The organism is Pseudomonas sp. ASL8 (assembly GCF_056680355.1).
The window spans coordinates 55,000-72,105 of the sequence record NZ_CM155278.1 but is presented as its reverse complement, the minus strand read 5'-3'; the positions used below and the strand labels follow the sequence as shown (position 1 = coordinate 72,105).

Below are 17,106 nucleotides of genomic sequence, written 5' to 3'. Positions count from 1 at the left end.
ATTCAGTGGGCTGAAGCGGCGCCGGTTTTGTGCTCGATTGTTTTAGATCCCAGCCGGCTCGAGACCACGATCGCGACGATGATCAGTGCGCCACCCAACAACATCCGCATCGTGGGCTGTTCGGTGAACAGCAACCAGGCGAAGGTGATGCCATACACCGGCTCAAGGGCAAAGACCATCGCAGCGGTGCGCGCCTTGATTACTGCCAGGCTGGCGACGAACAAGCTATGCGCCACACCTGTACAGAACACCCCAAGCAGACCGATCCACAGCCAGTCGAGGGGCGTGACGCTGCTCAGGCCCGGCGCCGCGGCAGGCAACAGGCACGCCGCGACCACCAGGTTTTGACACAGCGCCGCCTGTACGGCCGGAATTCGCCCGGAGCTGGCGCGGTTGGTCAGTGACAACAGTGAAAACAGTAAACCGGACAAAACGGACCACAGCAGGCCGAGAGTGGCCTGACTGGCGAGGTCGAAATCCGGGGTGACCAACACCAGCCCGACGCTGACCAGCAGCACCAGGATGATTTCATTGCTGCGAATCCGCTCGCGGAAAATCAGCCCTTCGAGGACCACGGTAAAGGCCGGGAAGCTCGCAAAGCCCAGTGTCGCGATAGCCACGCCGGCAACTTTCACTGAGATGAAGAAGCTCACCCAATGCCCGGCCAGCAGCAACCCACCCAGAACCAGTCGACGCCAATCACTGCCGCGCAGTGATTGCCAGGCGGTGTTGCTGGCGAAACGGGCGAAAAAGGCCAGGGCAATCACTGCAAAAGCTGCGCGGCCGAACACGATGATCGAGGACGAGGCGGCGGCCAGTTTGCCGAATACCCCGGTCAGGCCGAACATCAGGGCGCCAATATGCAGAGCACCAAGCGCAGAACGGTGATTCATTACAGTCCTTATCAGTCAGACTTTTACGGTGCGGAGATGACCGCTAAGTGTAGAGCGCATGCCTGACCGTTGTCTGTTGGCGTTTTTGGATCATTTGTCATCCAATCGCCACGCCAATGTCATGTCCGATTAACCCGCGCCGGGCAAGCTCGCTAAAACCCTGCCGGAGGTTGTCCATGAGCAGTGCTCAGCTCGCTAAACCCAGTCGCAAGCAACGGGTGAGAACCTTGTGGATCTCAGATGTACACCTCGGCACACGTGATTGCCAGGCTGAGCATCTGTCGAACTTTCTCAAGCAGTATCACGCTGACAAGGTGTATCTGGTCGGTGACATCATCGATGGCTGGAAGCTGCGCGGTGGCATGTATTGGCCTCAAGCGCACACCAATGTGATCCGCCGTCTATTGACCATGAGCAAACGCGGCACCGAAGTGATTTATGTCACTGGCAACCACGACGAATTCCTGCGGCGTTACTCGACGTTGATCCTGGGCAATATCCGATTGGTGGACGAGGCCGAGCACGTGACGGCTGATGGTCGTCGTCTGCTGGTGGTGCACGGCGATCAGTTCGACGTGATTACGCGCTATCACCGCTGGCTGGCCTTTCTCGGCGATTCGGCCTATGAATTTACCTTGACCCTTAATCGCTGGCTGAACCACTGGCGTGCGCGTTATGGCTACGGCTATTGGTCGCTGTCGGCGTACCTCAAGCACAAGGTCAAAACGGCGGTCAGTTTCATCAGTGACTTCGAAGAAGCCATCGCTCACGAGTGCGTAAAACGTGGCTTTGACGGCGTGGTCTGCGGGCACATCCATCATGCTGAAATCCGCACCGTGGGCGAGGTGGAGTACCTCAATTGTGGCGATTGGGTCGAATCCTGTACCGCACTGATTGAGCACTTGGATGGCTCGATCGAATTGTTCCGGCTGGCCGATGCTCATCTGCGCGAGGCGCGGGTTCCGGTCCGGCAGAAGCGGGTCGAGGAAGACGAGGGGCGGGTCAGCGAACCGGTTATTTAAAGCCGACCCTGCCATCAATACGATGAAAGATTTTGCTCTATGGCAGATTGATAGATCGAGCGTTTCGGGTGGGTAAAAACCCGTTCCAGCATGGGCTCGAAGAAGCTCAATGGCAGCGTGTTGTATGCAGGGTCGAACGCGGCGGCATCGTATTTTGCGCAGAACTCGATGGTTTGCTGATACTGCGGATGCGCCCGGAATTGCTCGCGCAGCATGCGGTCCATGCCCAGGTGATGAAAAAAGTAATAGCCCTGGAATATCCCGTGCTTTTCCACCATCCACAGGTTTTCCTCGCTGACGAAAGGCTTGAGAATGGCCGCAGCGATGTCCGCGTGGTTATAGGACCCCAGTGTGTCGCCGATGTCGTGGAGCAGGGCGCAGACGATGTATTCCTCGTCGCGACCGTCGTGGCAGGCACGCGTGGCGGTTTGCAGGGAGTGGGTCAGGCGATCAACGGGAAAGCCACCGAAGTCACCGTCGAGCAGCCGAAGATGGGTCAGGATTCGCCCCGGCAACTGTTTGGCGTAGGCGCTGAAGTCCTGGGCAATGATCGCCCAATCCTCCTGAGTACCTTCCTTCATATGGGTAAAGCGGGCCTGAGTGTTCATCGACGGTCCTGTCTTTGTTATAGGTAAACAAAGACCCAGTCTATGCTGCGTGTGGATTTCGGCAGTGACCGTGAAAGACGCATTGCTGGCCCTGCGCGCCGAGTGCCATTCAGGGTGAGGTTTCTAGAAAGGCACTTTGCCCATCACCATATCGCGGTACATGACGAAGTCGCCCAGCAGGCTATAAAACGGGTGCTTGAACGTGGCGGGGCGATTCTTCTCGAAAAAGAAATGTCCGACCCAGGCAAAGCTGTAACCCGCAATGGGTACTGCCCATAACAACGGCCAGCGGGCGCTGCCAATCGCGAAGGCCGCGATAAAAATCACCAGCGTGGTGCCGATGAAGTGCAGTCGGCGACAGGTGCTGTTGCTGTGCTCCGACAAGTAGTAGGGGTAGAAGTCAGCGAAACGTGTGAACGACTGGGTGGCTGTCACGACGTGTACCTTCGATTCTTGTTTTAGGGGCTGAGTGTAATGTGCCCGATTAATCAGGCCAGTGACATTAAGCGCCAGAATAGTATCCTTGTGCCAGTAGCTGCAGGACGCGGCTTATCTTGAAGAAACCGCCATGAGCGAAAGAACGACTTCTGCAAGTTGGGCGATGGGTATCGTCAAGTCATTGGAACTGGATGGTCTCGATTGTCGTTCGCTCTTCAAGGAACTGGGGCTTGATTATGCCGATCTGGATAACCCCGATGCGCGCTTTCCTCAGGACTCCATGACACGGCTGTGGCAGCGAGCAGTGGAGCTTTCAGGCAACCCGGCGATTGGTTTGAACATGGCCAAAGTCGTGCGTCCGGCATCCTTCAACGTTGCCGGCTATGCGTTGATGTCCAGCCAGACCCTCAAGGAAGGCTTTATGCGGTTGGTGCGTTATCAGCGGATCATCGCTGAAAGTGCCGACTTGAGCTTTCGTCTGCTGCCCGAAGGTTACGCGCTGATCCTGACCGTGCATGGCGACCATCTGCCACCGACCCGGCAAAGCGCCGAAGCATCACTGGCCTCGGCCTTGACCTTCTGTGGTTGGTTGACCGGCAGGACGTTGCAGCCGCGCGAGGTGTTGATTCAGGGCGATCAGCCCAAGGACCTGGAGCCCTATAAAAAAGCCTTTCATGCACCGATGACGTTCAACGCGCCCTATGACGCCCTGGTGTTCGAGCGGGCAGATATGGAGGCACCGCTGCCGACCGCCAATGAAGCCATGGCGCAGTTGCATGATCGTTTTGCCGGGGAATACCTGGCGCGTTTCTCGGAAAGCCGCGTCACCCATCAGGCCCGTCAGGTGCTGTGCCGGTTATTGCCTCAGGGCGAGCCCAAGCGTGAGACGGTCGCGCAAACCCTGCACCTGTCCCAGCGCACGTTGCAGCGCCGCTTGCAGGAGGAGGGCACCAGTTTTCAGGCTTTGCTCGACGTCACCCGTCGTGAGTTGGCCGAGCAATACCTGGCGCAGCCGAACATGACCCTGCTGGAAATCGCCTACCTGTTGGGGTTTGCCGACCCCAGCAATTTCTTCCGCGCCTTCCGCCGTTGGTTCGATGAGACGCCGGGGGAATACCGCGCGCGGATGTGATCTCAGTGCCGCCAGAACGCTGGAACGCAGAGTACCAGCACGGTGATGATTTCCAGTCGGCCGAGCAGCATGCCCAGCGATAGAATCCATTTGGCCCCATCTGGCAGCCCGGCGAAGTTACCCGCCGGACCAATGATTTCGCCCAGCCCCGGACCGACGCCGGAGACCGTACTGGCCGCACCGGTCAGGGCGGTCATCCAGTCCACGCCCAACAGCGACAAGAGCAGTGCAATCACGCAAATGGTGATTGCGAAGAAGAATGAAAAGGTCAGGATCGAGCGGACAATTTCTTCGTCCAGGCGGTGACCGTTGTACTTCTGCTTGATCACTGCGCGGGGGTGGATCAGTTGATTGAGGTTGGCTCTGAGCAGGATATAAGCGACCTGAAAACGGAAAATCTTGATTCCGCCCGCCGTCGATCCTGAACAGCCGCCCACGAAGCCCAGATAGAAAAACAGCATCAACGCGAAGTTACCCCACAGGCTGTAATCGCCCAGGGCGAACCCGGTGGTGGTCATGACCGACGTCACGTTCAGTGCCACATGACGCAGGGCGTCCAGCCAATGCATGCTGGTGGTTGCCCAATACCAGGTGCCGAGTATCAGCCAGGTCACCAGCAGAAAACCGAGCAGCCCGCGCACTTGTTCGTCCTTGAACAATGCCCGCCGATTGCCACGCAAGGTGGCGACGTACAGGGCGAAGGGCAAGCTGCCGAGGATCATCACTACAATCGCGACCCAATGTACGGCGGGCTGTTGCCATTTCGCCAGTGATTGATCGGAGGTGGAGAAACCGCCCGTGGAGATCGCTGACATGGCATGGTTGATCGCATCGAACAGGCTCATGCCGGCCGCCCAGAAGGCCAGGCTGCCCAGGGTGGTGATGCCGACATAGGTCAGCAGGATGTACTTGGCCACCATGTGTGAGCGCGGCATGACCTTCTCCGAGCGGTCGGAGGATTCCGTCTGGAACAGGCGCATGCCTCCGATCCGCAACAGTGGCAGGATCGCCACCGCCATGCCGATAAAACCGATACCGCCGAGCCAGTGCAGCAGCGAGCGCCAGATCAGAATCCCTGGCGACATGCTGTCCAGCCCGCTCATTACGGTGGAACCGGTGGCGGTGATCCCGGACATGCTCTCAAAAAACGAATCGGTATAGCTCATGTGCTGGGACAGCAAAAACGGCAGTGCGGCGAAGATGCAGACGACGACCCAGCTGGACACCGTCAGCAGGTACATGTCCCGTGGGCGCAGATGAATGTGCTCGGGACGCCCCGGGATGACCAATGCCAGGCCGACAACGAACGTAATCAGACTCGCCCAGAGAAAGGCGCGGATATCGCTGGTATGGTCGAAAATCACCAGTGTCAGCATGGGGACGACCATGGCGATAGCCAGGGTGATCAGGAAGATGCCGATAATGAAACCGATGATGCGAAGGGTCGGCAACGCCATGCAGTGGCTCTGACTTGGGAGTGGAAAGGCGCCATTCTACCTGCGTTCGAGGGGATATAATCCGATGAACTCTTGTTACAAGTTGTAAGCACTGATTGTAATTAAAGGGGCGGCGCGCTCGTTATTGAGGGTGAACACATCCTAGAATGGCCCATCATTTTTAAAAGGAGACAGCTCAATGGAGGCGCTCGACGCTTTGCTCAACCGTGTATCCGTACCGCGGTTGATCGACCCGGCACCGGACGCGGCGCAACGGGAGATATTGTTCAGCGCGGCCCTGCGTGCACCTGATCATGGTCAACTGCGGCCTTTCCGCTTCCTGACGGTTGAAGGTAAAGCGCGCGAGCAGATGGGCGAGTTACTGGTGCAAGCGTTGCAACAGAGCGATGCCGAGGCAACACCGCAAGCATTGGACAAGGCACGTCAGGGGCCGATGCGTGCGCCGTTGGTGGTGGTGGTGATCGCCAAACTGCAGGATCACCTCAAAGTGCCGAAGCAAGAACAGCTGATCACCGCCGGTTGCGCCGCCCACGCGGTATTGCTCGCGGCATTTGCGCTGGGGGTCGGGGCCGTGTGGCGTACAGGGGAGTTGTCGTATTCGGCCCAGGTCGCCAAAGGCTTGGGATTGGAGGCGGATGAGGAGGTTGTTGCGTTCCTTTACCTGGGCACCCCACAACATCCCCCCCGCACCGCACCGAAGCTGGACACGGCTGACTTTGTCAGTGAGTGGCAGGGCTGATACACCGCTGCGAAGGCATCTGCTCAGGCACCCGGGTTAACGGGCTCCAAAGGTAGATCCAGCGTCGCCACGAACCCGCCTTGGGGATGGTTGGTCAGGGTCAGGTAGCCGCCGTGCCGTTCGGCCGCACGCTTGGCGATTGCCAGTCCCAGGCCGTGGCCCGGCGCGGTCTGGCCGGGGGCGCGGAAGAAGGGTTCGCCTAGCTGAGACAGGTGTTCCGAGGCCACTCCGGGGCCATGATCGCGCACGCTAATCAGCAATCGTCCACCCTCGCACTGCGCTTGCAAGTCAATGGCTTGGCCTGCCGGGTTGAAGCGCAGGGCATTGCGCAACAGGTTATCCAGCGCCCGCTCGAGCATGTCGGGCCAGCCTTGCAACTCGACACCGTCTTGCACCCAAACCCGCACCTCCTGTTCCGGGGCGTTGAGCAGGGCGTCGCTTTGTAAATGGTGCAGCAGCGCGTCCAGATCCACGGGCTCTGCGGTGCCAAAATCAGCGTCCAGGCGTGCCAGCACGAGAATCTCGCTGATCAATGCTTCCAGCCGATCACATTCGCGGGCCAGACGCGGCCAGAGTTTCTCGCGCTCAGCCGGTTCGGCACGTTCGGCCAGCGCCAATGCGATGCGCAGCCGTGCGAGCGGTGAGCGCAACTCGTGGGACACATCGCGCAATAACTGACGCTGGCTGCTGATCAGGCTCTGCAGGCGCGCGCCCATGCGGTTGAAATCGGTGGCCAGCACGCCGAACTCGTCCCGGCGGTTGGCCAGTTGCGCCAGGCTGTTCTGTTGGTAGGTGGTTTGCCCCAGGTCATCCACGGCACTGCGCAGGCGGCTGAGTGGGCGGGTGATGGACAACGTCACCAGCAGGCTGAACAACGTCAGCACCACCAAAGCAATGCCCAGGGCGCTGAGAGGCCAAAGCAGGCTTTCACGGTGCCAGGCGTCAAGTTCCGGATGGGGAATCCGGTAGATCAGTAAATACGTTTCGGCCGTCTTCGGGCTGGTGTATTCGGTGGTCAGGCGACGCCACGGTAATTGGCGGGGGTCGTTGTGTTGGCGTGCTTCAAATGCCGCTGCACGGGGCGGAAACGTCCCGCGTACCAGGGGCTCGCCGCTTTCATTGAGGACCTGGACGTCAATGTGATAGCGCCGCTTACTCTGTTGCAGGTAGTCCTGTGCGGCGTCTTCACCCTGGTTTTCGTAGAGTTCGGTCCAGTTCTGCGCCAGGTTGGCCAGCCCCGGATGGCGACTGAGGATCCACGCATCTTGATTGAGCATATGCCCGAGCAAAATAGACAGGCCTGCAACCAAGGCGATGGCTAACCAGAAGCTGGCCAGGATTCGCCAGAACAATGAACGCACGTGAATACCTCAAACGATAAAAGCCCGACACACGTGAGCGTATCGGGCGGGTAAGGAGTCGGTTCGCCGTTATTGGGCTTGCTGAGCTTTCTGGGCTTTCCAGGTCTGGAACTCGGCATGCTCTGCGCGACGTTGGGCTTCTTTTTGCTGGATCACGTCGAACTGCTTTTGCTGATCAGGTTTCAGCAGTGCGCGGACGTCGCTTTGGGCCTTTGTGTGTTTGGCGTCGATCTCATCCTGCATGCTTTTCTGCTGTGCTGGTGGCAGCATTTGCAGATAACGCTGGGTGACTTCATCACGGCTACGTTTTTGCTCAAACATGATTCGGCCGATTTGTTGGCGTTGGTCCGGTGTCAGGTTCAGCTCGCTGTAAGGGCTGTGACCATGCATGCCCGGGCCGCCGTGACCCATGCCGCCTTCTGGCGGCGCGGCCATCGCGATAGCAGGCAACGAAGCAGCAAACAGCAGGGCGATTAAAGTCTTGCGCACGGTGTATCTCCTTGTCTCGAATCCGGCTCGTTGCCGGTTGAGGCCAGTGTAGGGAGATCAAGGTCAGCGGCGGTCAGCACTCGGTAAAGCTTGAGTAAAGAGCTTCTGGCCTGAAGCTGACAGAAGCAGGCCCTCAGACACTGTAGTAATAACCGCGACTGCGCAGTGCAACGATCCGTGGACGGCCGTCGGCATGAGGCCCGATCTTCTTGCGCAGGTTGCTGATGTGCATGTCCAGGCTGCGATCATAGAGTGTCAATTTGCGACCCAGTGCCAGTTGCGCCAGCTCTTGCTTGTCCAGCGGTTCGCCGGGTTGGCGCAGGAGCGCCTCGAGCAGGCGGCTTTCGGAGACGGTCAGCGTGAACTCATGCTCGTCGATAATCACCACGCCGCGCACGGGGCTGAAGCATAAGTCGCCGAGTTCGAGCTGACTGGACACTGCCGGTGGATGGCTACGGCGCAAAACCGCGCGCAGGCGTGCCGTCAACTCCCGAGGGTCGCAGGGTTTGGCCAGGTAATCGTCGGCGCCCAGTTCCAGGCCGAGGATCCGGTCCAGCGGTTCGCCCCGGGCCGACAGCATAAGCACGGGCAAGTCGGGGTGATCGTTGCGCAGTTGTTTGAGCAGTTCCAGACCGCTGCCATCGGGCAGCATCACATCCAGCACTACGGCTGCGGGTTGCGATTGAGCCAATGCGCGTCTGGCGCTATGGCCGTCGTGGCAAGCCTGCACCTGAAAGCCTTCCTGGCTCAGCCAACTGCTCAGAAGCTCGCAGAGCTCCTGATCATCATCAATTAATAACAGTTCGCTCATGATTCACTCAATTCAGCCACTGACGACGCTGTCTACGCCAGCCACTGGCAAAGATACCGCAGAGTAAGGCGATCACCGCAACTCCACCCCCGGCAACGAACCATTGTTGCTCATCCGTAAACATGCGCGGAGGCAAGACGGACTGTGCTTCTTTGAGTTGCAACTTGAGGCGTTGGTTTTCCAGGCGCAAGCGACTGAGTTGCGGGCTTTCGCGTTCGGTGTCGACACCCTGTATATGGTTACTCAACTCTTCGCGCTGGTGCTCGCTTTCTTTGAGGCGCTGTTGCAACTCGGTGATCTGGCTGCTGGCGCTCGGCGATAGGAGCTTGGCGTTGTTGGCACCGGATAACTCGTCAGCCTGGGCGGTAACCCCAAGGGTTAGCACGGTCAACAGCAGACACAACGGACCTGAACGCATCTGAACTCCTATATTTTTATTGAGTGTTCAGCAGGTTGTCGGCAGGTTATCGAGAATAGTGAGCAAGCGAAAAGGGTAATCGGCAAGCGCCGCGATGATTGAGCGCGGCGCCTGCGCAAGCCTGTTACGGCAGGGTTTGTCTGAACGGCTTGACCAGGACGTTGGCGTATACGCCGGCGGCAACGAACGGATCGGCGTCAGCCCAGGCCTGTGCAGCGCTCAGGGATTCAAACTCGGCAACGATCAGGCTGCCAGTGAAGCCTGCAGCACCGGGGTCGTTGCTGTCGATGGCCGGGTTCGGACCTGCCAACACCATTCGACCTTCATCCTTGAGCGCGACGAGCCGCGCCAGGTGATCAGGCCGCGCAGCCAGGCGTTTTTCGAGCGAATTGGCGACGTCTGTAGCAATGATGGCGTAAAGCATGGTCAGTCCTTGGTTTTAGGAGTGGAAGGGTCCGCGTCGTGCATGTGGCGGGCCAGGAATATCCCTTGGCCGACCAGAAACAGCAAGGTCATGCCCAGGCTGCCGAAGACTTTGAAATCTACCCAGAAATCCTGATAGGTGAAGGCCACATACAGATTGGCCGTGCCGCAGAACAGGAAGAAGAAGACCCAGGCGATGTTCAGTCGGGTCCAGATCGGCTGGGGCAGGGTCAATGCATGGCCCATGATGCGCTGGATCAATGGGCGGTCACCGATGAAGTGACTGCCTGCGAATGCCAGGGCGAACAGCCAGTTCACAACTGGCGCCTTCCATTTAAGAACGGCTTCGCTATGGAAGGCCAAGGTCAGGCTGCCGAACACCAGGCAGGCGATCAGGGTCAGCCATTGGCTTTTTTCCAGTTTGCGCTGGGTGATGAACAAAATGCCGTAGACCACGAGTGAGCTGATGATCAGCATCGCGGTAGCGCTGAAAATTCCGCCTACCATGAAGCTGTGACCCAGAATGTCGACGGCGCGGGGGTCGATCTTGTAGACGATGAAAAACAGGAGCAGCGGGATGAAGTCGATGAATTGTTTCACAATGGCAGCCAGAAGCAGGATGTGGCGGCATAATAACAAACATCAATGACAGCGAAAGCGCCTCCTATGAATGTTGACCTGCACTGCCACAGCACCGCTTCCGATGGCGCCCTCGCGCCCGCGGTCCTGGTTGCGCGTGCTTATGAAAACGGAGTGCGGGTCCTGGCCCTTACTGATCACGATACCCTTGAAGGCCTCGAAGAGGCCCGTACTGCGGCGCTTGCGCTGAATATGCAGCTGGTCAATGGGGTGGAATTATCCTGCACTTGGGGTGGGGCAACTGTCCACATTCTGGGCTACGGTTTTGATATGAAAGCCCCGGCATTGGTCGATGCCATTGACCGTTTACACCATGGACGCTGGTTGCGCGCCGAAGAAATAAGCCGAAAATTAGCGATCAAAGGTATGCCTGGGGCCCTGGAAGGTGCTCGTGCGATCCAGCAAGCGCTGGGTGACAGCGGTAATGCTCCGGCGCGACCGCACTTCGCGGACTTCATGGTGAGTGCTGGTTTTGTCAAAGATCGCGCCGAGGCATTCCGCAAATGGCTGGGCGCTGGCAAGCTGGGCGACGTCAAGCAGCATTGGCCTACTCTGGAAGAAACTGTCGCGACCTTACGCGAGTCCGGGGCCTGGGTCAGTCTGGCGCACCCTTGGCATTATGATTTCACCCGCAGTAAACGTCGTAAGCTGATCGCCGCCTATATTGAGGCTGGCGGTCACGCTATCGAGGTGGTTAATGGTCTGCAACCTGCGGAGCAGGTGGGTAGTCTGGCCATTCTGGCTCGTGAGTTCGGTCTGCTGGTAACTGCCGGCAGTGACTTTCATGCCCCTGGCGCTTGGTCCGAGATTGGCGTTTATCGCCCGTTACCGGAGGATCTTCCGCCACTTTGGTGTCGATTCAAACATGACCAGCCTACTGCCGTCTGAACAGGAAGATACCGTGAGTCAATTTTTCCAGGTCCATCCGGAAAACCCGCAGGCACGTCTGATAAAGCAGGCGGTGGAGATTATCAAGGCCGGTGGCCTGGTGGTGTATCCCACGGATTCGTCCTACGCCTTGGGCTGCCAGATCGGTGATAAAAACGCCATTGAACGCATCCGCCGCCTGCGCCAATTGGACGACAAGCACAACTTCACCCTGTTGTGTTGCGACCTGTCTCAGCTGGGGACCTATGCCAAGGTCGACACTGCGGCGTTCCGCGCGCTCAGGAACCACACGCCTGGGCCTTACACCTTTATTCTCAACGCCACGCGTGAAGTGCCGCGGTTGATCCTGCACCCCAAACGCCGGACCATCGGCCTGCGCGTGCCAAGCCACCCCATTGCGCAGGCGTTGCTTGAGGAGCTGGGCGAGCCGCTGATGAGCGTGAGCCTGATCATGCCGGGTGAAACCGTGCCTTTGAGCGATCCATACGAGATGCGTCAAATATTGGAGCATCAGGTCGACCTGATCATTGATGGCGGCATCGGTGGCATCTCGGCGTCCACCGTGATCAATCTGGCCGATGGCGAGCCGCAAGTGATACGGGTGGGCTGTGGCGATCCGCGACCGTTTGGGGTTCAGCCCTAGATGACAGTGGTCGAGGCGGTTGATAGCCAGGCGGATGCCCAGCAGGAGCTGCCGTTCGCCATGGTCTATGGTCAGGCGGTCATGCACATGCCGCTGGACCTGTACATCCCGCCGGATGCGCTGGAGGTCTTCCTCGATGCGTTCGAAGGTCCGCTGGACTTGTTGCTGTACCTGATTCGTAAACAGAACATCAACATCCTCGATATTCCCGTGGCGGAAATCACCCGTCAGTACATGGGGTATGTCGAGCTGATGAAAACCGTGCGCCTGGAGCTGGCGGCCGAGTACCTGGTGATGGCGGCCATGCTCGCCGAAATCAAATCGCGGATGCTGTTACCGCGCTCGGCTGAGATTGAGCAGGAAGAAGACGATCCTCGCGCTGAGTTGATCCGTCGTCTGCAAGAGTACGAGCGCTTCAAAGCCGCAGCCGAAGGTATCGATGGCTTGAGTCGGGTCGGGCGTGATGTGGTCGTGCCCAGGCTGGATGCCCCCGAAGCGCGCGCGCGCCGGTTGCTGCCGGATGTCAGCCTGGAAGAGCTGTTGATGTCCATGGCTGAAGTCCTGCATCGGGGTGACATGTTCGAAAGCCACCAGGTCAGTCGCGAAACGCTGTCGACCCGGGAGCGCATGAGCGATGTGCTTGAACGCCTCAAGGGTGGCGGGTTTGTGCCGTTCTCCGAGCTGTTCACGGCCGAAGAAGGGCGCTTGGGCGTTGTGGTGACCTTTATGGCGGTCCTGGAACTGGTCAAGGAGTCCTTGGTCGAGCTGGTGCAGAACGAACCCTTTGCGGCGATCCATGTCCGGGCGCGAGTCGAATAGCGGTTTAGCTGAATAAATAAAAGACGCGCACGACTGAAGCGCGGCGAGCCTGATAAAGAGCCAAATGATGAATTTGAACGAGCCGCGCGAGCTGGCCCCCCTGCTCGAAGCTTTTCTGCTGGCCTCCGGTAAACCTGTGTCGCTGGAACGCCTGTTCGAGCTGTTCGAGGAGGGCGAGCGTCCCGAGCCGCCGGTATTCAAGAAAGCCCTGCAATTGCTGGGCAAGTCTTGCGAGGGCCGGGCTTTCGAGCTCAAGGAAGTGGCCTCAGGGTATCGTTTGCAGATCCGAGAGCGTTTTTCGCCGTGGGTCGGTCGGCTCTGGGAAGAGCGGCCGCAGCGTTATTCCCGGGCGATGCTGGAAACCATGGCGCTGATCGCCTATCGCCAGCCCATCACTCGGGGCGAGATCGAGGATGTGCGTGGCGTGGCGGTCAACAGCCATATCGTAAAAACCTTGCTGGAGCGCGAGTGGATCAGAATCGTCGGCTACCGTGACGTGCCCGGAAAGCCGGCAATGTTTGCCACCACCAAGGCGTTTCTTGATCACTTCAACCTGAAAAACCTCGACGACTTGCCACCACTGGCCGACTTGCGGGAGCTGGAGCCAGATCCGATTCTCGATTTCGACGACGCTCCGGTGCCCGCCAGCCTGCAGGCCCTGGCTGACGCGAGTCTCGACCCAGACGCTGAGCCAGAGCCGCCGCGTGATGAAACCAGCTTCCGCAGTCTGCTGGTAGAGCTCGATTCGATGGAGCTGGGACTCAAGACTGACTTTGATGATTTGCTGCGTCAGGACATTGAGGCCGAGGCAGATGAAAGTGAGGGCACGGATCCCCTGTGACGGCTGTGTGGGAATTCATTCGCGAAGGAGCCAGATCAATCACCGACGATTGATCTGGCCTCCAACTCACTCGGCGATCAACCAATCCATGCGCCAATCACCCTGGGTTTGCCCCAGTGTCTTGGCCAGCCATGGCATCAGCTCACGCAGTTCCTCTTCCAGACCCCAAGGCGGGTTGGCGATGGCCAGGCCCGAGCCGTTCAGACTCTGCGGCGTATCCAGCGGATGCACGAATAGCTCCACCCGCAGCAACTTCGGCGCACCGGTCTCGGCCAGGTCTTGATAGAAGCGCTTGAGCAGGCGCTGGTCCTTGATCGGGTACCAGATTGCGGTCACGGTCTGACGCATGCGGCCGACGGCTTCTTTGAGGGCCACGGCACAGCGTTTCATTTCGTCGAGCTGTTCGAACGGCGGGTCGATCAGCAACAACCCACGCTTTTCCGCTACGGGCAGCAGCGCACGCGGCACGTGCCAGCCTTCGCCCAAATGCACCGCAACGCGGCGATCTCCCCTCATGTTCTCTTTAAGCAGCCGCCCGTCTTCGGGGTGCTTCTCATTGAGCAGGATGCGCTCGCGTTCGCGGGTCAGGCGGCGGGCAATTTCTGGAGATCCGGGGTAATAACGCAGTTCGCCATCGGGGTTCATGTCGTGCAGCACTTGCAGGTAATCGGCCGTCAGCGCAGGCAGGTCCGGCGCGTCCCACAGGCGCGCGATGCCCTCGAGCCATTCGCCCGTGCGGGTGGCCTGATCGCCTTTGAGGTCATACAGACCAATCCCGGCGTGGCTGTCGATATAAGCGAACGGCTGCTCCTTGCGCGCCATCAGGGCGATCAAGCGAGTCAGAATCAGATGTTTGAACACGTCGGCATGGTTGCCAGCGTGGAAGGCGTGACGGTAATTCATGGCAACTCCTGGGTGGCAGCGAAGTTTACATGAGTTTTCGACAGACAAAAAAAGCCCCGGTTAAGCCGTCACAAAACCGGGGCTGAGGTATTACGCGATGCAGAGGGTGACCAAACCATGCGCCGCGCATTATCGAGTGACGCCAGTGTGCCTGCAGACCCGACTGGCGAGTTAGCCGAAAACGACCTGTTCATAGGTATATCGGACATCGTCGATCAGAAGCCTTGCCGACATTCGAGAGCGCTACCAGAATCGACCCACACCCCATAACAGGAGCGGACGTGATGATGCATGCGGATTTGATTGACCAAGAGGACCTGATTGGCCAACTCAGGTCACTGGGTTTCGAAATGCCTTCAGGCGCAACCGCCGAGCAGGCCTGCACCCAGGCGGTCTGCGGCCTGACGGACGCCCGCGCCACAGCCTTGCGACGGTTGGTCGAACAGATGCTCACCGGCAGCGCAACCATCCTGCCCGCCGTGCGCCAGGCGATTGATCAACAGTTGCTGCCCGCACTGGCTGCGTACAAACAGAGCCGCGCGCAGGGCTGAGTTCGCAGATTCACGCCGCAAGAAAATGGCCTGTATCTTCCGATGCGGGCATTTTCTTGGATGTCCAGGTGGATTTCCAGATGCTCACACAGCCTGCGTTCAACCAAAAAACACTGCATCAGCGTCTGCACGTTCGATGTCGATAAAAGCTCGTTGCTGGCCGGGTCGGCAGTGCGTTCACTTCAGTTAAAAGCCACCGGTCGGCGGAAAAAGAAGTAAGGCGCTGCATTTGCACGAGTCCCTGATGCGCAGCGCGCGCCTTGAGCGTATCATTCGCGCCCTTTTGGCGATTTATCCTCGTCATCAGGCACGGCTTCAAGTCATCAGATTTTAGCAACCAGGTCGCGCCATTTCTCAGCACGATCTGTTATCGACACACCGGGAGGTGCCCAGATGAGTGTACAAGACAAGCAAGACAGCCAGGAAATCGGTCCTGCAGGCGAAAAACTGCAAAAGGTTCTGGCGCGCATTGGCGTAGGTTCTCGCCGTGACGTAGAAGCCTGGATCAGCCAAGGCCGAATCAAGGTCAATGGCAAAGACGCGACCCTCGGTCAGCGCGTAGATTTGCACGATGCCATCGCCATCGACGGTCGTGTGATCAAGCGCGAAGAAACCGCCGAATCGGTACGCCGCGTCATTCTCTACAACAAACCAGACGGTGAAATCTGCACCCGTGACGACCCAGAAGGTCGTCCGACCGTGTTCGACCGCCTGCCGCGCCCTAAAGAAGGCCGCTGGGTCAACATTGGTCGTCTGGACATCAACACCACCGGCTTGCTGATGTTCACCACCGACGGTGAGTTGGCCAACCGCTTAATGCACCCGTCGTTTGAAATGGACCGTGAATACGCCGTCCGTGTGCGTGGCGAAGTCGATGACGACATGCTGCTGCGTCTGAAAACCGGCGTGGTGCTGGAAGACGGCCCGGCACGCTTCACCGATATCAAGCAAGCGCCAGGCGGTGAAGGTTTCAACCACTGGTATCACTGCGTGGTGATGGAAGGTCGCAACCGCGAAGTGCGTCGCCTGTGGGAATCCCAAGGGCTGGTGGTCAGCCGCTTGAAGCGCGTGCGTTACGGTCCGGTGTTCCTTAACTCTGATCTGCCGATGGGCCGCTGGCGCGAAATGAGCCAGTACGAAGTCGACGTTCTCAGTGCCGAAGTCGGCCTGACGCCTGTGGCTCAGCCGCAGATGAACGCCAAGGTCAAAGACAAAATGGAACGTTTGCAGCGTCAATCGTCCCGCCCTCTGGGTAAAGGCGAGCGCGTACGTACGTTGCGTCCAGCCAACCCGGCTCCGGCAGGCGAGCGTCCAGCCCGTCAGCCGCAAGTGACCGGCAGCGAGCGCGATCGTCCGCGTGCGGATTCTACGGGTCGCGATCAGCGTCCTGCGGGGCCGCGTTCGGATTCGTCGAGCCGTGGTCCGCGTCCAGCTACCGGCCGTTCCGACTCGGCTAACCGTCCGTTGCGTGGCCGCAGTGAAGGTGCCGATCGTCCAGCGCGCAAGCCGCGTGAAGACGGTGACAGCGCTCCGCGTACGCCGCGCAGCGATTCTGTCGAGCGTTCTCCTCGTGCACCGCGTGGCGATTCGCCACGCACGCCGCGCCCTGCTGCCGGTCGTTCCGACAGCCGTGGCACGCCAGTGGCCGAGCGTCCTGGTGACGTGAGCAAGCGTCCGGGCAAGCCTAAACAGCAGCGTCCAGGCATTGTTCTGGTGGACAACGGCAAGCCTTCGGGCAAGCGCAACGGCCCACCGGCAGGCTCTGGTCAGCGTCCGGGCTTTGGTCGTCGCAAGCCGCAGTAATCGCGTGCGGTGAACAAAAAACGCCAATCGGAAGATTGGCGTTTTTTTTTGTTTGATGATTGTCGCTGACCCTCGATAGCTGACTGACCGAATAGCTTTCCGGTAAGCCTGGACCCTTTCGGCGGTGTACACTACCTCGCGTTTTTTCTGTGATTCAACGGCGTAACTGCGCATCCAACACATTCAGGGCTATCCGCCTTGTTGCACTCCGCTGCGTCATGAGCGCGG

20 protein-coding genes are annotated in these 17,106 nt (G+C 59.1%); 9 read left to right on the top strand and 11 right to left on the bottom strand.

The genetic code is table 11. The features are described from left to right. Window positions 1-2: 2 nt before the first annotated feature. The gene (locus AC1MEA_RS00370) at window positions 3-893 is read right to left on the bottom strand and encodes a DMT family transporter (protein WP_480916333.1); all 891 of its coding nucleotides are present in this window, start codon (window positions 891-893) and stop codon (window positions 3-5) included. Between the two features lie 176 nt (window positions 894-1,069). On the opposite strand from AC1MEA_RS00370, the gene AC1MEA_RS00365 reads away from it, so the two are divergent. Further along, on the top strand, window positions 1,070-1,915 hold the full coding sequence (locus tag AC1MEA_RS00365; protein ID WP_219064199.1) for a UDP-2,3-diacylglucosamine diphosphatase: 846 nt from the start codon (window positions 1,070-1,072) through the stop codon (window positions 1,913-1,915). Window positions 1,916-1,929: 14 nt separating this feature from the next. Here AC1MEA_RS00365 and AC1MEA_RS00360 read toward each other — a convergent pair whose 3' ends face one another. Together AC1MEA_RS00360 and AC1MEA_RS00355 are read right to left on the bottom strand one after the other, a co-directional pair. Further along, window positions 1,930-2,523: an HD domain-containing protein gene (locus AC1MEA_RS00360; protein WP_480916332.1), complete on the bottom strand. Its 594-nt coding sequence runs from the start codon at window positions 2,521-2,523 to the stop codon at window positions 1,930-1,932. A gap of 123 nt (window positions 2,524-2,646) precedes the next feature. Beyond that, entirely contained in the window at window positions 2,647-2,958 is a 312-nt protein-coding gene (locus tag AC1MEA_RS00355) for an Mpo1-like protein (protein WP_219064198.1), read from the bottom strand. 133 nt (window positions 2,959-3,091) lie between these two features. Between AC1MEA_RS00355 and AC1MEA_RS00350 the strand changes: the two genes are divergently transcribed. Then, entirely contained in the window at window positions 3,092-4,093 is a 1,002-nt protein-coding gene (locus AC1MEA_RS00350) for an AraC family transcriptional regulator (RefSeq protein WP_480916331.1), read from the top strand. Between the two features lie 2 nt (window positions 4,094-4,095). Here the strand turns inward: AC1MEA_RS00350 and AC1MEA_RS00345 are convergent, their stop codons facing one another. Continuing rightward, the gene (locus tag AC1MEA_RS00345) at window positions 4,096-5,550 is read right to left on the bottom strand and encodes a TrkH family potassium uptake protein (RefSeq protein WP_480916330.1); all 1,455 of its coding nucleotides are present in this window, start codon (window positions 5,548-5,550) and stop codon (window positions 4,096-4,098) included. Window positions 5,551-5,728: 178 nt separating this feature from the next. Here AC1MEA_RS00345 and AC1MEA_RS00340 point away from each other — a divergent pair, with 178 nt between their 5' ends. Further along, the gene (locus AC1MEA_RS00340; protein WP_449632742.1) at window positions 5,729-6,289 is read left to right on the top strand and encodes a nitroreductase family protein; all 561 of its coding nucleotides are present in this window, start codon (window positions 5,729-5,731) and stop codon (window positions 6,287-6,289) included. A 23-nt stretch (window positions 6,290-6,312) separates the two neighbouring features. On the opposite strand, the gene AC1MEA_RS00335 is transcribed toward AC1MEA_RS00340, so the two are convergent. From AC1MEA_RS00335 to AC1MEA_RS00310, 6 genes are all read right to left on the bottom strand, one after another. Then, window positions 6,313-7,650 carry a sensor histidine kinase gene (locus tag AC1MEA_RS00335; RefSeq protein WP_480916329.1) on the bottom strand — a complete coding sequence of 446 codons (1,338 nt, stop codon included), beginning with the start codon at window positions 7,648-7,650 and terminating at the stop codon, window positions 6,313-6,315. A gap of 69 nt (window positions 7,651-7,719) precedes the next feature. After that, the gene (locus AC1MEA_RS00330) at window positions 7,720-8,139 is read right to left on the bottom strand and encodes an LTXXQ domain protein (protein ID WP_449632740.1); all 420 of its coding nucleotides are present in this window, start codon (window positions 8,137-8,139) and stop codon (window positions 7,720-7,722) included. A gap of 133 nt (window positions 8,140-8,272) precedes the next feature. Next, a complete protein-coding gene (locus AC1MEA_RS00325; RefSeq protein ID WP_219064538.1) occupies window positions 8,273-8,950 on the bottom strand; it encodes a response regulator transcription factor in 678 nt (225 codons plus the stop codon). 7 nt (window positions 8,951-8,957) lie between these two features. After that, window positions 8,958-9,368, bottom strand: coding sequence for an SH3 domain-containing protein (locus AC1MEA_RS00320; protein ID WP_480916328.1), 411 nt, complete (start codon window positions 9,366-9,368; stop codon window positions 8,958-8,960). Window positions 9,369-9,492: 124 nt separating this feature from the next. Continuing rightward, entirely contained in the window at window positions 9,493-9,792 is a 300-nt protein-coding gene (locus AC1MEA_RS00315; protein WP_219064536.1) for a YciI family protein, read from the bottom strand. Window positions 9,793-9,794: 2 nt separating this feature from the next. After that, complete coding sequence (locus AC1MEA_RS00310) at window positions 9,795-10,391, bottom strand: septation protein A (protein WP_219064535.1); 597 nt, start codon at window positions 10,389-10,391, stop codon at window positions 9,795-9,797. A 66-nt stretch (window positions 10,392-10,457) separates the two neighbouring features. Between AC1MEA_RS00310 and AC1MEA_RS00305 the strand changes: the two genes are divergently transcribed. The 4 genes from AC1MEA_RS00305 to scpB all read left to right on the top strand — a co-directional run bounded on the left by AC1MEA_RS00305 (window position 10,458) and on the right by scpB (window position 13,621). After that, window positions 10,458-11,318, top strand: a complete 861-nt coding sequence (locus AC1MEA_RS00305) for a PHP domain-containing protein (protein WP_219064534.1) — start codon at window positions 10,458-10,460, stop codon at window positions 11,316-11,318. Between the two features lie 13 nt (window positions 11,319-11,331). Beyond that, window positions 11,332-11,961, top strand: coding sequence for an L-threonylcarbamoyladenylate synthase (locus tag AC1MEA_RS00300; protein WP_219064533.1), 630 nt, complete (start codon window positions 11,332-11,334; stop codon window positions 11,959-11,961). A gap of 120 nt (window positions 11,962-12,081) precedes the next feature. After that, a complete protein-coding gene (locus tag AC1MEA_RS00295) occupies window positions 12,082-12,780 on the top strand; it encodes a segregation and condensation protein A (protein ID WP_322182762.1) in 699 nt (232 codons plus the stop codon). 67 nt (window positions 12,781-12,847) lie between these two features. Beyond that, window positions 12,848-13,621: an SMC-Scp complex subunit ScpB gene (gene scpB, locus AC1MEA_RS00290; protein WP_219064532.1), complete on the top strand. Its 774-nt coding sequence runs from the start codon at window positions 12,848-12,850 to the stop codon at window positions 13,619-13,621. A gap of 66 nt (window positions 13,622-13,687) precedes the next feature. Here the strand turns inward: scpB and AC1MEA_RS00285 are convergent, their stop codons facing one another. Beyond that, a complete protein-coding gene (locus AC1MEA_RS00285) occupies window positions 13,688-14,524 on the bottom strand; it encodes a 23S rRNA (adenine(2030)-N(6))-methyltransferase RlmJ (RefSeq protein WP_219064531.1) in 837 nt (278 codons plus the stop codon). A 284-nt stretch (window positions 14,525-14,808) separates the two neighbouring features. Here AC1MEA_RS00285 and AC1MEA_RS00280 point away from each other — a divergent pair, with 284 nt between their 5' ends. After that, the gene (locus AC1MEA_RS00280) at window positions 14,809-15,075 is read left to right on the top strand and encodes a hypothetical protein (RefSeq protein WP_219064530.1); all 267 of its coding nucleotides are present in this window, start codon (window positions 14,809-14,811) and stop codon (window positions 15,073-15,075) included. Between the two features lie 393 nt (window positions 15,076-15,468). Continuing rightward, on the top strand, window positions 15,469-16,878 hold the full coding sequence (rluB, locus tag AC1MEA_RS00275; protein WP_480916327.1) for a 23S rRNA pseudouridine(2605) synthase RluB: 1,410 nt from the start codon (window positions 15,469-15,471) through the stop codon (window positions 16,876-16,878). Window positions 16,879-17,106 lie beyond the last annotated feature (228 nt).